At 43.8% G+C, this 19,287-nt stretch carries 14 protein-coding genes; 9 read left to right on the forward strand and 5 right to left on the reverse strand.

What is annotated here, in order from left to right:
• Positions 1 to 15 precede the first annotated feature (15 nt).
• From trmD to ffh, 4 genes are read right to left on the reverse strand one after another with little or no spacing between them, the layout of a single operon-like run.
• Entirely contained in the window at positions 16 to 711 is a 696-nt protein-coding gene (gene trmD / locus L0B18_RS03475) for a tRNA (guanosine(37)-N1)-methyltransferase TrmD (RefSeq protein WP_234567897.1), read from the reverse strand.
• A 2-nt stretch (positions 712 to 713) separates the two neighbouring features.
• Positions 714 to 1,253 carry a ribosome maturation factor RimM gene (gene rimM / locus L0B18_RS03480; protein ID WP_234567899.1) on the reverse strand — a complete coding sequence of 180 codons (540 nt, stop codon included), beginning with the start codon at positions 1,251 to 1,253 and terminating at the stop codon, positions 714 to 716.
• Between the two features lie 18 nt (positions 1,254 to 1,271).
• Entirely contained in the window at positions 1,272 to 2,291 is a 1,020-nt protein-coding gene (gene rpsP / locus L0B18_RS19810) for a 30S ribosomal protein S16 (RefSeq protein WP_370647493.1), read from the reverse strand.
• A gap of 43 nt (positions 2,292 to 2,334) precedes the next feature.
• Positions 2,335 to 3,675, reverse strand: a complete 1,341-nt coding sequence (gene ffh, locus L0B18_RS03490; protein WP_234567901.1) for a signal recognition particle protein — start codon at positions 3,673 to 3,675, stop codon at positions 2,335 to 2,337.
• A gap of 412 nt (positions 3,676 to 4,087) precedes the next feature.
• On the opposite strand from ffh, the gene L0B18_RS03495 reads away from it, so the two are divergent.
• From L0B18_RS03495 to L0B18_RS03525, 7 genes are all read left to right on the forward strand, one after another.
• A complete protein-coding gene (locus tag L0B18_RS03495) occupies positions 4,088 to 4,816 on the forward strand; it encodes a ferritin-like domain-containing protein (RefSeq protein WP_234567903.1) in 729 nt (242 codons plus the stop codon).
• A gap of 27 nt (positions 4,817 to 4,843) precedes the next feature.
• Positions 4,844 to 5,656: a ferritin-like domain-containing protein gene (locus L0B18_RS03500; RefSeq protein ID WP_234567906.1), complete on the forward strand. Its 813-nt coding sequence runs from the start codon at positions 4,844 to 4,846 to the stop codon at positions 5,654 to 5,656.
• A gap of 418 nt (positions 5,657 to 6,074) precedes the next feature.
• On the forward strand, positions 6,075 to 7,199 hold the full coding sequence (locus L0B18_RS03505; protein WP_234567908.1) for an aldose epimerase family protein: 1,125 nt from the start codon (positions 6,075 to 6,077) through the stop codon (positions 7,197 to 7,199).
• Between the two features lie 33 nt (positions 7,200 to 7,232).
• Positions 7,233 to 8,783: an alpha-N-arabinofuranosidase gene (locus L0B18_RS03510; RefSeq protein ID WP_234567910.1), complete on the forward strand. Its 1,551-nt coding sequence runs from the start codon at positions 7,233 to 7,235 to the stop codon at positions 8,781 to 8,783.
• Between the two features lie 19 nt (positions 8,784 to 8,802).
• Complete coding sequence (locus L0B18_RS03515; protein WP_234567912.1) at positions 8,803 to 9,519, forward strand: NUDIX hydrolase; 717 nt, start codon at positions 8,803 to 8,805, stop codon at positions 9,517 to 9,519.
• Positions 9,520 to 9,944: 425 nt separating this feature from the next.
• Positions 9,945 to 13,064 carry a SusC/RagA family TonB-linked outer membrane protein gene (locus L0B18_RS03520; protein WP_234567913.1) on the forward strand — a complete coding sequence of 1,040 codons (3,120 nt, stop codon included), beginning with the start codon at positions 9,945 to 9,947 and terminating at the stop codon, positions 13,062 to 13,064.
• A 27-nt stretch (positions 13,065 to 13,091) separates the two neighbouring features.
• On the forward strand, positions 13,092 to 14,873 hold the full coding sequence (locus L0B18_RS03525) for a RagB/SusD family nutrient uptake outer membrane protein (RefSeq protein ID WP_234567915.1): 1,782 nt from the start codon (positions 13,092 to 13,094) through the stop codon (positions 14,871 to 14,873).
• A 452-nt stretch (positions 14,874 to 15,325) separates the two neighbouring features.
• Here L0B18_RS03525 and L0B18_RS03530 read toward each other — a convergent pair whose 3' ends face one another.
• Positions 15,326 to 16,348, reverse strand: coding sequence for an arabinan endo-1,5-alpha-L-arabinosidase (locus L0B18_RS03530; RefSeq protein WP_234567916.1), 1,023 nt, complete (start codon positions 16,346 to 16,348; stop codon positions 15,326 to 15,328).
• 531 nt (positions 16,349 to 16,879) lie between these two features.
• Here L0B18_RS03530 and L0B18_RS03535 point away from each other — a divergent pair.
• A complete protein-coding gene (locus tag L0B18_RS03535; RefSeq protein WP_234567917.1) occupies positions 16,880 to 18,574 on the forward strand; it encodes a ribulokinase in 1,695 nt (564 codons plus the stop codon).
• Positions 18,567 to 19,274, forward strand: a complete 708-nt coding sequence (locus tag L0B18_RS03540; RefSeq protein ID WP_234567919.1) for an L-ribulose-5-phosphate 4-epimerase — start codon at positions 18,567 to 18,569, stop codon at positions 19,272 to 19,274. The genes L0B18_RS03535 and L0B18_RS03540 overlap by 8 nt, the downstream gene beginning before the upstream one ends.
• Positions 19,275 to 19,287: the final 13 nt, after the last annotated feature.

Consider the following 19,287-nt stretch of genomic DNA (forward strand, 5'->3'; position numbering starts at 1 on the left):
CTCGTTAGTGGGCTTTTAGTGTTTCTTATTAAATTTTTTGTATAAATCGGGTCGTTTTTCTTCAGTGCGTTTTTTTGCTGTTTCGAAACGCCATTCTTCAATTTTTTTATGATCGCCGGATAACAATACCTCCGGAACTTTTTTTCCTCTGAATTCAGCCGGCCGTGTATAAACCGGGGCTTCCAACAAATCTTCCTGGAAGGAATCATTCAGGGCGCTTTCCGCATCCCCCAAAACACCGGGCAACAGGCGGACAATCGCATCGGTCATAACCAGTGCCGGAAGTTCGCCGCCGGAAAGTACGTAATCACCAATGGAGTACTCTTTGGTAATCAGTTCATCCCGAATGCGTTGATCGATTCCTTTATAATGGCCGCAAAGAAAAATAAGGTTCTGTTTGATGGATAACTCATTCGCATCTTTTTGCTCAAATGTTTCTCCATCTGGAGCGGTAAAAATGATTTCATCATACTCGCGCTCACTTGTCAGCTTTTCGATACAGTCGAAAATTGGCTGAGCGGTCATCACCATTCCGGCACCACCGCCATACGGATAATCATCAATTTTACCGTGTTTGTCGGTTGTGTAATCCCGCAAATCATGTACGTGAATTTCAACCCGCTTTTTCTCAATCGCGCGTCCAACAATGCTGGTTTCCAGCGGACTTTTCAGCAGATCGGGAACACCTGAGATCAGGTCTATTCTAAGCATGATTATTCTTCAGTCAGTTGATCGAGATTGATACAGAAGATGATCCTGTTATCAGGGTCGGTTTCTTCCACATATTCCTCAACCATCGGGATTAAAATTGTGCCGGCACCATGTTTAACTTCGAGAATGGGATGCGCGGGATTCATCATTACATCCAGAACTTCACCAAACTCTTCGCCATCGAATTCTATGGTATAACCCATGTACGAATCAGCGTCATCGGCAGGCTCTGCAATTTCATCAAAAATATCAGTTTTAATGAAAACGGCTTTATTCTGAGCCTCCTCCGCATCCGTGCGGCTGGCAATCATATCAAATTTTACAAAGAACGATTGATGATTTCGTTTGGTCTCCACATGTAAGGATTCAATCCGGGATGGAACCAGATCGGAGCGTTCATTCTTCGTGTAAAAAAGATCTGCCCGATCAAATAAATCATCATTAAAATTTTGGTTCGGCATAAAACGGACAATACCATCCAGTCCGCGAGGCCTGCCTATACGGCCTATTTCCACAAACCGGTTTTCAATGGAATGTACCATAACCGGTTCTTTTACAATTTATTCTGAGTCGGTTTGTTTGCTTTCCCAGGCACGCTGTACAGTTACGCGATCTTCATCTTCCGGTACAAATCCCTCGAGTTCTTCAAGAGGTGTATTTTTGATGTGATCGATGGCCTCGTTAGCATTCATTTCCGTAGAAACAGTCGCGGCTTTTTCTTCCTCATCTGATTCTTCAGAGTCAGCTTCAGCTTTTGTCTCGTAGGCCGCCTCTTCATCAGAAGCAACTGCTTCTTTCGTTTCTTCTTCAGCCGGCTCTTCTTCCTCGGCTGTTTCGGCTGCTACTTCTTCGGTATCCGGTTCATCTGCCTCAGCAATATTCTCTTCTACTTCTTCGGCTGCTTCTTTTGCAGTGGCTTCTTCCGGCTGAATGTCGTCTTCGGCTGTGGTTTCTTCTTCAGCGACAACTTCATTTTCTTCAGCTTCTGCAACCGGAGCTTCGGCTTCTACTTCTTCATTGGAATCTTCAGCAGCAGCTTCTTCAACTTGTGCTGTTTCTTCTACAGACTCTTCAGCGGTTGCTTCTGCTTCCTCGGCTGCGTCCTCTTCTTCAGCCTTGGCTTCCTCAAGTTTTTTCTCACGCTCTAATTCTTTGGCTGCTTTAGCGGCTTTCTCTTCAAGCTGCTTCTTGTATTCTTTCTCTTCAGATTTTAGCAACTCTTTTTGTTGAGCCTTTCTGCTGGTGTCGTCTTCAGATTTCGCTTCACGGGCTTCTCTCCATTCGGTGAGGGCAGCTTCAATTTCCTCTTCAGATTTGCCCCATCGGATCAGGTGCATTTTGTAGAGGATGCCTTCATGTTTGAGGATGTTGCGGACCGTATTGCTTGGCTGGGCACCGATCTTCAGCCAGTGGATAATTCGCTCTTCGTCATAAGTGAGTTCTTTGCTTTCACTCACATTGTCGAAACGGCCGAGCTGCTCAATAATTCGTCCGTCACGCGGAGCGCGGCTGTCGGCAACCACGATATGATAATAGGGTCGTTTTTTTCTTCCTTTTCGTTGTAAACGTAACTTAATCAATGATGTACTCCTGTATTATTATGTTGGTAAAATTGGTTTATTGTTATTTGCCGAACGGCAGATTTTTGAGCCCCTGCATAGCGCGGCCCATTTTGCCCATCTTGCTCATGGTCTTCATCATTTTTTTCATCTGGTCAAACTGTTTCATCAGTTCGTTAATTTCACGAACGGATGTGCCAGAACCACTTGCAATTCTTCGGCGGCGGGTTCCATTTAATAATTCCGGATTTCGTCGCTCTTCCGGGGTCATGGAATTAATAATCGCCTCGATGGGCTTGAATGTATCTTCACTTAAATCTGCATCCTGAACGGCTTTTCCTGCTCCGGGAATCATTCCTACAAGTTCAGAGATGTCTCCCATTTTTTTAATTTTCTGGATTTGCTCGTAAAAGTCTTCCAGATCAAACTTGTCAGACGAAATTTTTTGCTGAAGCTTTTTCGCCTGGTTTTCATCATATTCCTGCTGTGCTTTTTCAACAAGCGAAACCACATCGCCCATTCCCAGAATCCGCTGGGCAACACGGTCGGGATAAAAAGGTGAAAGGGCATCGAGTTTCTCACCCGTACTTAAAAACTTGATAGGCTTTTCAACAACCGACCGGATGGAAAGTGCTGCACCGCCCCGGGTATCTCCATCCATTTTTGTGAGAACCACGCCATTAAAGTCGATGGTTTCGTTAAAAGCTTTTGCTGTGTTTACCGCATCCTGGCCGGTCATGGCATCCACCACAAACAGAATTTCATCCGGCTGCACCGCTTTTTTGATTTCAGCAACCTCGTCCATCATTTTTTCATCTACATGGAGGCGGCCGGCGGTATCAATAATAACAGTATCAAGCGCCAGGCTTTTTGCCATGGAAACGGCTTCTTTTGCTACGCGAACCGCATCTTTCTGTTCGATGGAATAGACCGGTACGTCAATATCGCCGGCGAGTGTTTTGAGCTGATCAATCGCAGCGGGACGATAAACGTCGGCCGCAGCTAAAATAGGATTGCGGTTATTTTCTTTTTTGAGATACCGCGCAAGTTTGGCGGTGAAGGTAGTTTTCCCGGAGCCCTGCAAACCTGCAATTAAAATTACGGTAGGGGGTTGATGAGCAACGGTGATATCCGAGCGCTCTTCGCCCAGGATTTTGACCATCTCATCATAAACAATCTTTGTAAACTGCTGCCCCGGATTGACGCTATTTAATACGTCGGATCCCATAACACGGTCTTTTACTTCGGCAGTAAACTGGCGGGCAACTTCAAGGTTTACGTCTGCATCGAGAAGGGCTCTTCGTATTTCCCGAACAGTCTCGGCGATGTTAACGTCGGTAATCCGTGACTGACCTTTCAGGGACTGTACGGCTGATTCTATTTTAGAAGACAAATCTTCAAACATTACACAGGTACATTAAGTAGTAGAATTTCAAATGATGCAGAGTCTCCAAAAATACGGACATCCGGAAGTATTATCAACACCAATGTGGATAATTTTTTCTTGAATGATTTTGAGAGCTTTTCCTTCAAGGGGAACAAGCAGGTTATTTGCTATACTCGATATTTAGGTCATTCTGAGCTGGACTCAGAATTTCATACTTATAAGTGTTGATTGGCTGAGATCCTGAATCCCCCACCGGGATCCCTTCGGGAAAGTTCAGGATGACTTTAAATCAGATCATCAAGCAGAGAAAATTAAGATTTTTTAATTTTTTTGCTCCAAATCCAATCTGCTTCTCTCTTCACTTCGTACCTATTCATGTAGACAGCTAAAAATCAAATAACTAATAATGAAAGAATAGAGGATTAAGATTATGTCTGATGCAAATAATAGCCTTTTGGATCAAACGAAGAGCAAGGGATTATCGAGGAAGAAATTCCTTAAATATGCCGGGACATCGGCGGTAACCTTGTTTGCTTTTGGTCTTGTAGCCTGTGAAGACGATAACCCCATGGGTATGGACAATGATGATGACGAGATGGTTAATCTCGGGTCAGGTGATGTTGGTGTCCTTAATTATGCCTATGCACTCGAGCAGTTGGAAGCGGCATTTTATATCGCCGTTCTGGATTCACCTTATAACGGAATGAGTTCGGAAGAAGGACAAATCATGGAAGATTTGCGAAATCATGAGGTGGCTCACCGCGACTGGTTTATGGCGGCAATCTCATCCGTAGCACCGAATGCCATTATTCCCGGCCTGACACCAGATTTCAGTTCTGTTGATTTTGCCGACCGTGCAAGTGTGCTTCAAACCGCACAGGCTTTTGAGGATTTAGGAGTGTCGGCTTATAACGGGGCAGGTCAGTTAATTGAGAATACAGATTACCTCGTTGAAGCCGGAAAGATTGTTTCTGTCGAGGCAAGACACGCAGCGGCAATCCGGTCGATCATCGGAATGAGTAACACCTCTTTTGCCGGCGATGATATTATTGACATGAATGGACTGGAGATGACCAGAACCCCGAATGATGTTCTTGGAATTGCTCAAAACTTCATTACCGAGCAGATCGACGGAAGTAACCTGCCCCAACCTCAATAGAAATTTTTAGCCTAAACAGACAAAACTATGAGTTTGATAAAATTTTTAGACCAATTCAACGACAAAGAATTAGACAATGAAGCCAAGGATAAATTCTTAAGCAGAAAAGATGCTTTAGGAAAGCTGACAGATTTCAGCAAGAAGCTTGCTCTTTCTGCAATTCCGCTCGGAGCGATGAGTGCACTTTCGAGTCCGGCCAAAGCGCAATCCACCGATGATTTGATTGGTGTGCTGAATTATGCCCTGACGCTGGAACATCTTGAGAATGAATTCTACGCGATGGGAAATGCACAATCAGGTTTAATTCCAGGTGGAAAGGACGCCGATATTTTTATGCAAATCGGCAAGCACGAACAACAGCATGTTGATTTCCTGATCGATACCATCGGAACTCTTGGCGGAGATCCCATCGACAAGCCCGAGTTTGATTTTACTGTGGGCGGAGCGTTTGATCCGTTCAATAATTACGATCAGTTCCTGGCTCTTTCGCAGGCATTTGAAGATACCGGCGTGCGTGCTTACAAAGGCCAGGCGCCGGCCGTTCAGGGAGTTCCGCAGGTATTAACGGCTGCCCTGGCGATTCATTCCGTTGAGGCCCGTCACGCATCCGAAGTTCGGAGACTTCGAGGCCTGAAGGGTTGGATTACGCAGGATAATCGCGGTGCAGGTATGCCGGAAGCTACACAAGCTGTCTACAATGGAGAAAATCAGACTTCACAATTAGGAGTGGATGTTACATCTGTAACCGATGTTGGTGCTGACGGCGTAACCGAAGCCTGGGATGAATTCCTGACAATGGACGAAGTGACAACGATCGCCAGCTTGTTCATTTCTTCTTAAAACTCATGTGAGCTTTCCATATCGGGAAGCTCACTTTCTCACTTTTCTGCTGCGTTGAAAATCAATGAATAAATAATTTCTTCTCAACCCAAAGATTGGGTTAACAATGTGTTGTTTGGGATTGTTGAACCGGGAGATTCTTTGTCATAGAACTTTAAGGCGACTTTTCCCGAAACATCACATACGTCCGAAGGTCCATGGAAAGCCAGGTTTGATCTGCCTGGCTTTTCCTTTTCCTTGCCTTAGAGAATCTGGGATCTTTAGATCACCGATATGAAAATGATCTGGAAGACTGAACTTTACCCAAACAATTGAAATTCAAACCTTTGATGAAAACAGTAAAACTATTTTTGTAGATTGTTGTAGTAGTTCAATTATTTAAAGCTAGAAATGCAGAAGCTATAGATTGGTGGAAAGAATGAATTTGCAATCACAGAAAATCCTGTTTCTTTCAGGCTTGCTTATTATTGCGTCATGCTCGTCAAATACAGATCAGGAACAGAATAAAGAAATTATAACAGAGGAGTTTGGAACGATGGATGACGGGTCACCTGTGCAACTATTCACGCTGGAAAATGCGAACGGGATGGAAGTATCCGTCACCAATTATGGTGGGATTGTAACGTCTATCAAAGTGCCGGATAAAAATGGCAATATCGAAAATGTAGTTCTCGGCTTTGACGATCTTGAACAGTACAAATCCGGCCATCCGTTTTTTGGAGCCATTGCCGGCCGCTACGCCAACCGAATTGCAGAGGGGAGATTTGAGCTGAATGGAGAAGTGTATGACCTGGCAACCAATGACGGGGAAAACCACCTTCATGGAGGAGTTGAAGGATTTGATAAAAAACGTTGGAATGCCGAAGTAAATGAAGAAGAAAATTCAGTCACGCTCAGTTATCTAAGCCCGGATGGTGAAGAGGGGTATCCCGGAAATCTGGATGTGGAAGTTACATATACTCTTACGGATGATAACGAACTGCAAATAGATTACCACGCCACGACCGACCAATCAACCGTCGTAAACCTGACCAATCACTCCTACTTTAATCTTAGCGGAGATCCTTCCGAGGGAATTTTGGATCATTTGTTAACCATCAATGCCGATCGGTATACTCCCGTTGATGAAGGCTTGATTCCCACTGGAGAGCTTCATCCGGTTGAAGGAACGGCTTTCGATTTTACCCAGCTGGAAACGGTCGGCGCCAGAATAGATTCCATTCCGCCGGGATACGATCACAATTATGTGCTGAATAATCCCGATTCAGGATTAAGAAAAATTGCCACGGTTGAACATCAACAATCCGGCCGGATTATGGAAGTATATACCGATCAACCGGGCGTACAACTTTACACCGGTAATTTCCTGGATGGGAGCCTGAGGGATCGCCAGGGCAACCCGATTGAACAGTATGCTGCCTTATGCCTGGAAACCCAAACCTTTCCCGATTCTCCCAATCAACTTGATTTTCCCTCTCCTGTTTTAAATCCCGGAGATACGTACAAAACCACCACCATCTATCAATTTAAAGTAAGTGAGTAGTATTGAATTTTTCTAAAATGAAACCAGTTTGCCATGAAAAAAAACATATGCCTTTCACTTCTGCTCAGCCTTCTCGTATTTTTTCCGGTCGGGGCACAGGATAATAAAATTGTCATCAATGCCGACCAGGAACTGAGTACTATCAGCCGCCATATATACGGACATTTTGCCGAGCATTTGGGTGAAGGAATTTACGGCGGCGTTTGGGTAGGCGAGGACTCCGACATCCCAAATAGAAATGGATATCGTACCGATGTGCTTGAAGCCCTTGAACATCTGGAGGTTCCCAATATTCGCTGGCCCGGTGGCTGTTATGCGGATGAGTATAACTGGCGAGACGGAATTGGCCCGATGGATGACCGGCCCAATACCATCAACACGCATTGGGGAATGGTTATTGAAGACAACAGTTTTGGAACGCACGAATTTTTGAACTTTACCGAAATGCTGGGCGCCGAACCTGTGGTGGCAATGAATGTTGGAAGCGGCACTCCAAGGGAGATGCAGAATTGGATTGAGTACATGAATTACGGCGGTGATAGTGATCTGGCAAATCTGCGCCGGGAAAATGGCCGTGAAGAACCTTGGGGAGTGAAATATGTTGGCATTGGAAATGAAAGCTGGGGATGTGGCGGAAATATGGATCCTGAGTACTATTCAGACCTTTATAAACGCTTTGCTACATACGTCCGCGATTATAGCGGAACCGATGTTACAAGAGTGGCAAGCGGCTTTTCTAATGAACAATATGATTGGACGGACAAGGTCATGGAAGAAGCATCTCATATGATGGATGCTATTTCACTTCATTATTATACCATCGCCGGAGAGAGTTGGGGCCACAAAGGTACTTCTGTAGATTTTGGGGAAGAGCTCTATTTTGACGGCCTTCGCAAAGCACTTAGGCTGGATGAATTTATTGAAGGCCACACCAACAGGATGGATAAATATGATCCTGAAAAGCGGGTTGCACTTTTTGTGGATGAATGGGGGATTTGGACCGATCCGCTTCCCGGGTCCACGCCGGGATTTTTACAACAGCAGAATTCACTTCGCGACGCTCTTATCGCAGCTATTTCTTTGGATATCATGAACAAACACAGCGACCGGGTAAAGATGGCGAATATTGCACAGATGGTGAATGTGTTACAAGCTGTAATTTTGACGGATGGCGACCAGATGGTCAAAACGCCAACCTATCATGTGTTTGATCTGTACCGGGTTCACTTTGATACAAAGCTGCTTCAAACAAATTCTAATATTTCAAGCTACGGGTACAATGGTGAGGAAATTCCGTCCATCAGTTTAACCGCTTCAAAAAACGATGATGGACTGATTAACCTCACCATTACTAATCTGGATCCGAATAATTCGCAGGAAGTTGAACTCGATTTCCGTGGAATAGATGAGTTGGGAAGTGTTTCTTCCGGGAAAATTCTTACGGCCGATGAAGTGAGTTCAATCAACACATATGAAGATCCGGAAAATGTGGTTTTGCAAGACTTTAGTGATCACGAACTGAATGGGAATAAGCTTTCAATAACACTGCCTTCAAAATCAGTCGTGATGTTGACAATGGATTAAAAATTTAAAGAGGAGTTAAATGCCGAGCCCGAAACAGTACGAAAACATTGATCGGTTTCCAGTGGCACTGGATACAATCATTTTTGGATTCGACCGGCAAAACCTGAAACTACTGCTGATCAAAAGAGATTTTGAGCCGGAAAAAGGTAATTGGTCATTAATGGGAGGTTTTCTTGAAGCGAATGAAAGTTTGGATGATGCAGCTTCGCGAATTCTTACAAAACTGACCGGTCTGAAAAATATCTACCTAGAACAGTTATATGGATTTGGAGAAATTGATCGTGACCCGGTGGAACGAACCATTTCAATTGCCTACTACTCCCTGATTGATATCCACGATCAAAACAAAGATTTTGTTAAAAAATACAGTGCACGTTGGTTCCCGATTGACGGCCTGCCGGAGTTGATTTTTGATCATAAGAAAATGGTGGAAGCGGCAAAAGCACGTCTCAGATATAAAGCAGCTCGACAACCCGTTGGATTTGAATTACTCCCGGAAAAATTTACGCTGCCGGAATTGCAGCATTTGTATGAGTCTATTTATGAAACTGAACTTGATAAGAGAAATTTCAGACGCAGAATTTTATCCATGGGTGTACTGATTAAAACAAAAGAAAAACAAAGAGGATTTTCCAAGAAGGGTGCTTACCTGTACAAATTCGATAATGAAAAATTTAAAGAGTTGAACGCAACTCCCAACGATGCCAATATAGTTTTCAAACCTCCGAAAATTTAATTTTTTCTTTAAGCTTTTCTATGATCAGGTAGCGAAACAGTTGCAATTATTCTTTAAAAAAAGATCAGATCATAATTTTTTTACTTATGCGCGAGCTCTCCACCGCTAAGTATTCTTACCTTTCTAGTTAGATTTGGTTTAAGCCGAATACTATTTACTTGGCACAAATATCGCCAAAAAAGGGCCTTTTTTTCTGTTTAATTACTCCTCAACCTCAAAAAAAATAATTCTTTACAAAAGGAGCGCTTTAAAAATTTGCATATTAGCATCTATTTAAGTATTTAAAATAAGTGTGAAAAACACACTTAGTAAAAACCCCTATCATAACCTGCTGTTCTAATCCTGTCCTCGTCAGATATGGAAGATTGTTATTAAATCTTTCATACAAGCGCAGGAATGATATTCAATAAAACTAAGGAGCTATAATGGACAAACTGCTACATACCAAACCGAAACCTTTAATTCTTATGGTAGCGCTTTTTTTGTGTCTGACTCATACTGCTTTAGGGCAGGAAGTTTCAGGCATAGTAACGGATGCCGAAACTTCTGAACAATTACCAGGTGTTAATATTGTGGTAAAAGGTACTACTACAGGAGTTTCAACTGATATTGATGGTAACTTTAACCTGATTGTACCTTCGTTATCAGACACATTAGTCTTTACCTTTATTGGGTATGGAATGCTTGAAGTACCCATCAACAACAGAACCGAAATAAATGTTGAATTGAGTCCTCTTGTTTTACAAGGAGACGAACTTGTCGTGGTTGGGTACGGCACACAGCGGGCCGAGAATCTGACCGGATCAGTCGCATCCGTTTCAACCGAGGATATGGCTGATATACCTGTTCCCACAGTAACTCATGCCCTTCAGGGAATGGCTCCAGGTTTACAACTACTTGATGGTGGTAATCGTCCTGGACGCAACAGCCTTGATCTTTTAATTCGTGGACAAGGTACTTTGGGGAGAGAGGATAACCCTGGCGCTGCCGATGCATCAAGACCCCTCATACTGATCGATGGTGTTGAAGGAGATCTTGCCACAGTGGATATGGATGACGTTGCGAATATATCTGTTTTAAAAGATGCTGCATCAGCAGCCATTTATGGTTCCAGAGCTGCTAATGGTGTAATTTTGGTAACGACTAAACGTGGAAATGCAGGTGAGCGTCTTCAAATAAGTTATAACGGGTATTGGGGAATGCAGGATATTACCGCATGGCCTGAACGTGTAGATACGGAAACACACATGCGGCTGGCAAATTTGGCTCGCTCAAACTATATGCAGTGGTGCCTGGACGGAAGGAATCCCAATGTTCCGGTTAGTGAATGCGCAAGCTATGATAGTTATCAGCCACGCTATACTGAGGAGTATATTCAAAATACAATCGCCGGAAATGACCCCGATGCTTATCCTGATAACGAATGGGTAGATGCCCTATTTGATCCAGCACCAATTCAGGAACATACTCTCAGAATTTCAGGAGGAAGTACCTCTGCCCGGTATGCACTTTCCTTGAATTATATGGATGAAGGAGGGATGATGGCGAATACAGGCGCTAACCGATATGGTGTACGCCTCAATACAGATTTTCAGCCCTCAGAAAAATTAAGCGCAGGTTTAGACATTTCAGCTAACCGGCGTTGGGATATTATACCTGCCCAGAATGGAGATGCTACATTCTTTCTTGTTCATGATACACCTCCAACTCGCAGAACAAAATATTCTGATGGTACATATGGGCTGAATTTATTTGGACGAAGTCCCCTGGCTTATGCTGAAATCAGTGGTGATGAACAACGTATTTTTTGGGAAGCGAAAGTGACCGGCCGCCTTAATTATACAATTGTTCCAGGTTGGTTAGAAGTCAGAACATTGGCCTCTTTCGACTATGGAAATATGGATTGGGAGTTATTTCGCACCGATCCTAATTATATTGATGCGTATCCCGATGCCGGAAATTACTGGGGGCCAAATTATGGCGAGAATCGAACCAACGGTGAGATACAAACCACCCTTCAGGCAATCCTCGATTATGGCCACACATTTAATGATACTCACGATATTTCCGGAGTGGTTGGGTACGAACAAATTGATTACGATTTTGAGGAATTTCGAGCTTCCCGAGATCAGTTCTATAGTAATAGCCTTCGTTCGTTAGATTTAGGAAATACGGTAAATGATGGAACACGTGGATACGGTAACGAATGGGGCTTAAGGTCCATGTTTGGCCGTCTGAACTATTCCATTCTTGATCGTTATCTCTTTGAATTTAATGCGCGATACGATGGCTCCAGCCGATTCGCCGAAGGTCATCGTTATGGATTCTTTCCCTCCTTTTCTGCAGGATGGAGACTTTCAGACGAACCCTTCTTTAATGTAAGCTGGGTAGATGAACTGAAAATAAGAGGTTCCTGGGGGCAGCTTGGAAATCAGAATGTGCCTCTCTATTCCTATTATTCTTCCATTAATTTAAGTATTCCATATTACCTGGGGAATTCAGGGGGGACCCAGGCGGTAGGTGGGGCTGCAACCAGCCTGGTGAATGAAGATTTATCATGGGAAACCACCACCGTTACCAACTTTGGAGTGGATGCTACATTTCTTGCTGGAAGACTGAATTTTACGGGAGAAATCTATAAGCGGCTAACAGAGGATATTCTTTTGGATCTTCCAATTCCCGATATGGTTGGCTTGGATGCGCCTTTTCAAAATGCAGGTTCGGTTGAAAACAAAGGTTGGGAATTATCTCTCGGCTGGCAAGATATTGTTGGCGACTTCAATTATGGGATTAAAATGAATCTGTCCGATAACCGAAATGAAGTGGTCGACTTGGTAGAAACCGGACCGTATATAAATGGTGAACGGGTAATCCAGGAAGGCAGTCCCATTAATGCCTGGTATGGATGGGAGGCTGAAGGGCTTTTCAGTTCTTATGAACAAATTGACAACTCTCCCCAACCCGCTGGCCAGGAAACTCATTTAGGGGATATTATTTTTAAAGATCAAAATAATGATGGCATCATAAATGATGAAGACCGGGTAATAATCGGTGACCGTAATCCGCGCTATATTTTTGGTGTTAATCTGAATTTCGGATGGAAGAATTTTGATGCCACAATGTTCTTTCAAGGGGTAGGAAAGCGTGATCAATACCTGAGTCTCGGATTTATACAGGGACCGGTTTGGGAGAATTACACTTCAGAATGGCATAAAGATTACTGGACGCCCGAAAACCAGGATGCCCGTCATCCCGCATACTATTCCAATTATAACCGGAATTACTATGCAACAAATTCATGGTGGGTTCTTGATGGAAGTTTTGTGAAACTGCGCAATGTTCAAGTAGGCTATACACTCCCGCAAAATCTCTTAGATAACCTCGGCATACAAAATCTAAGATTATATGTTACTGGTAAAAATCTGTGGACGCACCAAAATCTGGGGATAGGTCTGGATCCAGAATATCCAAGTACTGGGAGTACAAGAGGAGATTATTATCCTCAGACAAAAGTAATAAGTCTTGGTGCTAACATTAGCTTCTAAATCCCCGGAAAAATGAATTTTAAGACTATGAAGAACATGAATTTTTTGATGAATAGAATAGTGAAGAAACTCCGATCCGTTTTAGTGATGGGAGTTATCGTCGTCATTGCTACGGGTTGTAGTGATGATTTATTGAATACATCACCCACAGACCGCGTTTCTTCTGCAACTTTCTGGAGCACAGAACGGGATTTCAGAACCGCACTCAATGCTTCATATGAGCAGATGGTAGGCGTGGACTTAAATCCAATGTATTTTGATGGAGCAACTGAAATTGCATATTCCCATGCCGATTGGATGCGTCAGCATGAATATGTAATGGGCCGGGCCGATGCCTTGTCTGGCTGGTCTTCCGGAATGTGGTCACGAAGCTATACAGGAATAAGCCGGGCAAATGAAATTCTTTCCCAATTAGACGGAATAGAAGATGGTATATTGTCTCCCGAAGCTGCGAATGAAGTACGCGGCCAGGCATTATTCTTGCGTGGTTATTACTATCACGAATTGTTATGGATGTTTGGTGGGGTGCCTATTTTTACAAATGTACCCACAGTACAGGAAGCGCGAGAAATAGGCCGATCTTCACGAGATGAGGTATACAGCCAAATTATTTCAGATTTATCAGAGGCGGCAAATTTATTGCCTTCAAGCTGGGCATCTGATCAATATGGGAGAGCTACAAAGGGAGCTGCCCTGGGCTATCAGGCTCGTACAGCTTTGTATGAAGCCAGCTGGAAAAAGTATCATGAAGGTGATGCCTCTGGTGCAAATCAACTTTATCAAACCGCTGTGGCCAAAAGCCAGGAAGTGATGGATCTTAATCAGTACAGCCTGCATCCTGATTTCCGGGAACTTTTCACCTATGCGGGTGAGAAAAGTGCCGAAATCATCTTTGATTATCAAAAAGTTTCTGGTCAGAACGGATGGTGGGCCTGGTTAGGATTTGCTCCCAGCTCTATGGGAAGTAATGTAGATGTGGAACCTACACGCGAGCTGGTGGATCGGTTTCCTATGAGTGACGGACTTCCAATTGATGAATCACCTCTATATGATCCGGCTGCACCACGAATCGTGTATAGCGATTACGCAACTGGTGAGAATCCGACCGTCGAAACGTTAGGGATGTACGCCAATAGAGATCCGCGCTTCTATGGAACAGTTCTATTTCCCGGCGCCGAGTTTAATAATTCTATTTACAACTCCTATCCGTTATGTGAAGAGGCTGCGGCAGTGCGTAGTGAGCCGTATGGCGGTGCCCCTCACGGATACTGTAGCTCGACATCCGACCGAATTCTGTTGACGGATTATAACAACACATACACCGGCTATATAGCCATGAAGTATGTGGATCCACAGGATGAATCCTCACCAGGTAATAGCGGACTCAATATCATCAAAATGCGGTTTGCCGATATTTTATTGATGTATGCTGAGGCGAAAACAGAACTGGGTGAAATGGATGAATCCGTGAATCAGGCTTTAACACAACTCAGGGATCGTGCAGGTATTCCACTACCGATTGATACTACGACCATGTCTCAGAATGAAGCTCTCGATTTTATCCGAAATGAACGGACGATTGAGCTGGCTTGGGAAGGTCTTCATCTTGCAGATATCCGCCGGTGGGGTACTGCTGAGAATGTTCTGAATGGAGCTACTCATGGAATTGATATTGCCACTGGTAACGGAATGCAGCCGGTGCCCGGACAGCACGTTCGTTCATTTGCTGGCCCCCGGGATTATTTGTGGCCAATACCCGCCAGTGAACGTGATTTGAATGCAAATTTAGAACAAAATCCTGGCTACTAAAAGACTTGCCAAACATACTTCTTAAAGGGGGACTAATTAAAAAACTGGTTGCAGGCTATAATTGTCTCAGCCAGTTTTTTTTGACTTTGATCCAAATAGGGCTGTTATTTCTTGAAATTGGCTGACTATAATTTTGTTGGTACTCTCCACTCGATGATGGCATTGATCCTAAAAAAAGTAATACCAAGCAGTTTTAAAAATAAGCGGGGGTCTCAGTAGCTCACCAGCATCCCGTTCGCCCAGCTTCCAGTAGAGGTTGTGGGCGGTAATCGTTTGCCACGTTTCAGATGTATCGGTTATTATTTCAGCCAGATTTTGCTTCAGCTTTACAATCTTTATTCCCATCCAGAAGTCACTAAAGCTCAGCGTTGGGGTTCTTTTGTCCCGTTGTTCATCTTTGTGGAAGATTTCACCGAAATGCCTTGATAGGTATTCTCTTTTTTATGATTGGGTCAATCAAGAGAAACATGAGGCCAGCCCTCTTTATCCCATTCAATTTCAAGCATAATTAACTTCGAACGCCCCTCATCAGAAATATCATATCCGTGGGCTATCAAATAATCGATTCCATTAAATGTATAGGCCGAGTTGTGTCCTATTCCAGCCCAATCTTCATTACCTTTTATAACCAGAGTTCCCCCGCCATGACGCATATCCGTGTTTGTGCGATCCAAGTAAGGCCCCGTTATTTCTTTGGAGCGTCCAACAACCACTTTGTAAGTACTTTCTTCACCAGCACAGCATCGGTCCCAGGATGAAAAAAGGTAGTAATATCCATTCTTTTTGAAGATGAACGGAGCCTCAATATCACCATTTTCAGTATCTCCGGCATCGCGTTCATCCAGTTTCCAGTAGCGGTGGCGGGCTGCAATCGTATGCCATTCCGCAGAAGTATCCACGGCAACTTCAGTGAGATTTCCCTGTAGTTTTACCAGCTTCATTCCCATCCAGTAAGAACCAAATGTCAGCCACGGGGTTCCGTTCTCATCAATGGCTAGATTGGGGTCAATCGCATTCCACATATCACGGCCGGGTACCGATTTCACAACCGGACCATGGTCGGTCCATTCAAAATTGGGGTCATCCGGATGCAATGTTTGATTCGTTGCTACCCCTATGGCCGAGGTATTTTTTCCAAAAGCAGAGACAGAATAATAAAGATAGTACGTACCATTGTGGTAGGCGATATCCGGTGCCCATATGTGATTCCGGAAATCCGGAACAGTTTCAAAGGTCCATTCGGGGGCTGAATCGAAAACCGGTTCTTCTTCTGTCCAATGAATTAAATCAGTAGAAGATTTTACGGATATACCCCGCCCGGTATGAAACAGATAATAGGTTTGGTCCTGTTGAATCATTACAGGGTCATGTACACGTACATCCCGTAATTGGGCATTAGCGAATCCTATAAATATAAAAGTGGATGCAATTACTGTTGTAAAGATTGTAATTAAATTCTTTTTAAAAGAAATCATATTAAATCGTTTTTATCCTTTGTGGTGTAAGGGTCCCCTGAAATTTCTGGAAAAATATGGCTGCCCAGAGCTTTATTGATAATAATACTCATCGAAATGTTACTCTGCATTATTCAGAAAGTGTAGTTGACAGGGTCTGGATAAGCTATCAATTTGATCAAAAACTTGATTTAATCACAAATAGAACTTATTAAGACAACTGTAACACTTTTATAGAATTTTGCCAAATTTCATGCGATGATTGGCTTAAAAGGGAAAAGCCAATCTTTTTGGATTTAAGTTGAGTTGTTTTTCGGTCTGGTGATTTAAAAAGCCTGATTAGAACAAAATGATTAAGAAAAGTCAATTATAGTTTTGGAGCCAGAAAACGTGATTAGCCTATATATAAATGATTATTGCCTTCTAAATATTTGATCTTATTCTGTTTATAGGGTAATTATACTTGTGTGTTGCGTCGCGTTTTAAAAAGTGTTAAGATAACACTTATAGTAACGGTTGTATCCGAAATCTTCCCGGAATCAATTTTATAACATGAGCCGTGACAAAGACAAACATGTCATTGGAGTCGATTTTGGAACGGATTCAGTTCGGTCTGTTCTCATCAGCTCGAGTGGCAATTACATAGGTGATGCCGTACACTACTACTCCCGTTGGAAAGAGGGAAGGTATTGCAATTCATCAGCGAACCAGTTTCGACAGCACCCGTTAGATTATTTGGAAGGATTGACCGAAACCATCACCAGGGTTTTGAATGAAGCGGGTAGCAATATCAGAAATAACGTTGCCGCCATTTCTGTAGATACAACCGGATCTACTCCTGTCGCTGTTAACAAACGAGGGACGCCTTTGGCTCTGACGGATGGATTTGAGGAAAATCCCAACGCGATGTTCATTCTCTGGAAAGATCATACCGCCATTAAAGAAGCGGAAGAGATTAACAATCTGGCGGCGAAATGGGACATCGACTATACAAAATATGTGGGTGGTGTTTACTCTTCTGAATGGTTCTGGGCAAAGATCTTACACACGGTTCGGTCGGATGAAAAAGTGAGGAAACACGCCTGGAGCTGGGTGGAGCATTGCGATTGGATTCCGTTTGAGTTAACGGGGGGAGACGATATTTCAAAAATGAAACGCAGCCGTTGTGCCGCAGGCCACAAAGCGATGTGGCATGAAGAGTTTGGCGGCATTCCCGCCCAGGATTTTTTAAGTGCTTTAGACCCATTATTGGATGGAATCCGCGAACGAATGTTCAGAGATACATACACGGCTGATCAGCCGGCGGGAAAGCTATCAAAAGAATGGTCAGAAAAACTTGGACTGCCTATGGGAGTTATGGTGGGTACGGGCGCATTCGACGCCCACATGGGTGCAGTTGGAGGAGAAATAGAGCCCTATTATCTGAGTAAGGTAATGGGCACCTCCACCTGCGATATGTTGATCGCTCCAAAGGAAGATATGGAAGGGCAACTGATTAAAGGAATTTGCGGTCAGGTAGACGGATCGGTTATTCCCGGAATGATGGGGCTTGAAGCGGGCCAATCAGCTTTTGGGGATGTTTATGCCTGGTTCAAAGAAATCCTTCTGTGGCCTGTTAGAAACAGTCATATTCTTGAAGATCATTTGCGGGAAAAATTACTGGATGAGCTGAATGACTCGCTAATTGGAAATCTGGAAAAAGCCGCCGCAGAAAATATTTCTGTTGAGAATGATAAATATCTAACCGCTCTCGATTGGCTGAATGGACGGCGAACTCCGGATGCAAATCAGAACCTGACCTCGGCGATTGAAGGAATGAGCCTTGGTACAACAGCGCCGGATATCTACCGGGCGCTGGTCGAATCGACCTGTTTTGGTGCTAAAGCCATTGTGGACCGGTTTGTCGAGGAGGGAATTCCGATTAAGGGAATTATCGGGATGGGTGGAGTTGCCAAAAAATCATCGTATGTAATGCAGATGTTGAGCGATGTATTGAACATGCCTATCCGGATTGTGAAATCAGAACAAACCTGTGCACTGGGTGCTGCGATGTTTGGTGCTACGGCTGCCGGACTTTTTCCAAGGGTAGAGGAAGCCGTTGAAGCAATGGGATCGGGATTTGAAAAGACGTATGAACCGAATCCTGATATGGTTGGTCATTATCAGAAAAAATATGAAAGTTATTGTTCACTGGCTCTGACAGTAGAAGCACGTATCTCTAACCGGAGATTGGAGAATAATGGGTAAATACGATTCTATAAAACAGGCTGCCTACCAAGCCAATATGAAGATTGAGGAACTGGGTTTGGTTCTTTTCACTTTTGGCAATGTAAGCGCTGTTGACCGGGTCGAAGAAGTGTTTGCCATCAAGCCGAGCGGTGTGCCGTATGAGGATTTATCACCGGAAAAAATGGTGGTGGTGGACTTTGATGCAAAAACAGTTGAAGGTGATTTGCGTCCCTCATCCGACACGAAAACCCATGCCGTTCTTTACAAACACTGGCCGGAGATAGGCGGCGTTGCCCACACGCATTCAACGTATGCAACCGCCTGGGCTCAGTCGCTAAAAGACATTCCCATTCTTGGAACCACTCATGCCGATCATCTGACAGTGGATGTACCGTGCGCTCCGCCAATGGCTGATGAGATGATCAAGGGAGATTACGAGTATCAAACCGGTTTCCAGATTCTCAAACTGTTTGATGAACGGAATTTATCCTATAAAGAAGTGGAAATGGTGTTGGTTGGAAGTCATGCGCCGTTTACATGGGGAGAGTCGGCCGAGAAAGCCGTTTACAACAGTGCGGTTTTGGAGCAAATTGCCGAAATGGCATTCCTGAGTTTACAGATTGATCCGAAAGGTTTTAGAATGAAAGAGTCGCTCATTCAAAAACATTATGAGCGAAAACATGGAAAAGACGCCTACTATGGACAGAATGGTGATTAAATAATAAGGGGAA

It is taken from the genome of Rhodohalobacter sp. 614A (genome assembly GCF_021462415.1).
In the GTDB taxonomy this organism is placed as follows: domain Bacteria; phylum Bacteroidota; class Rhodothermia; order Balneolales; family Balneolaceae; genus Rhodohalobacter.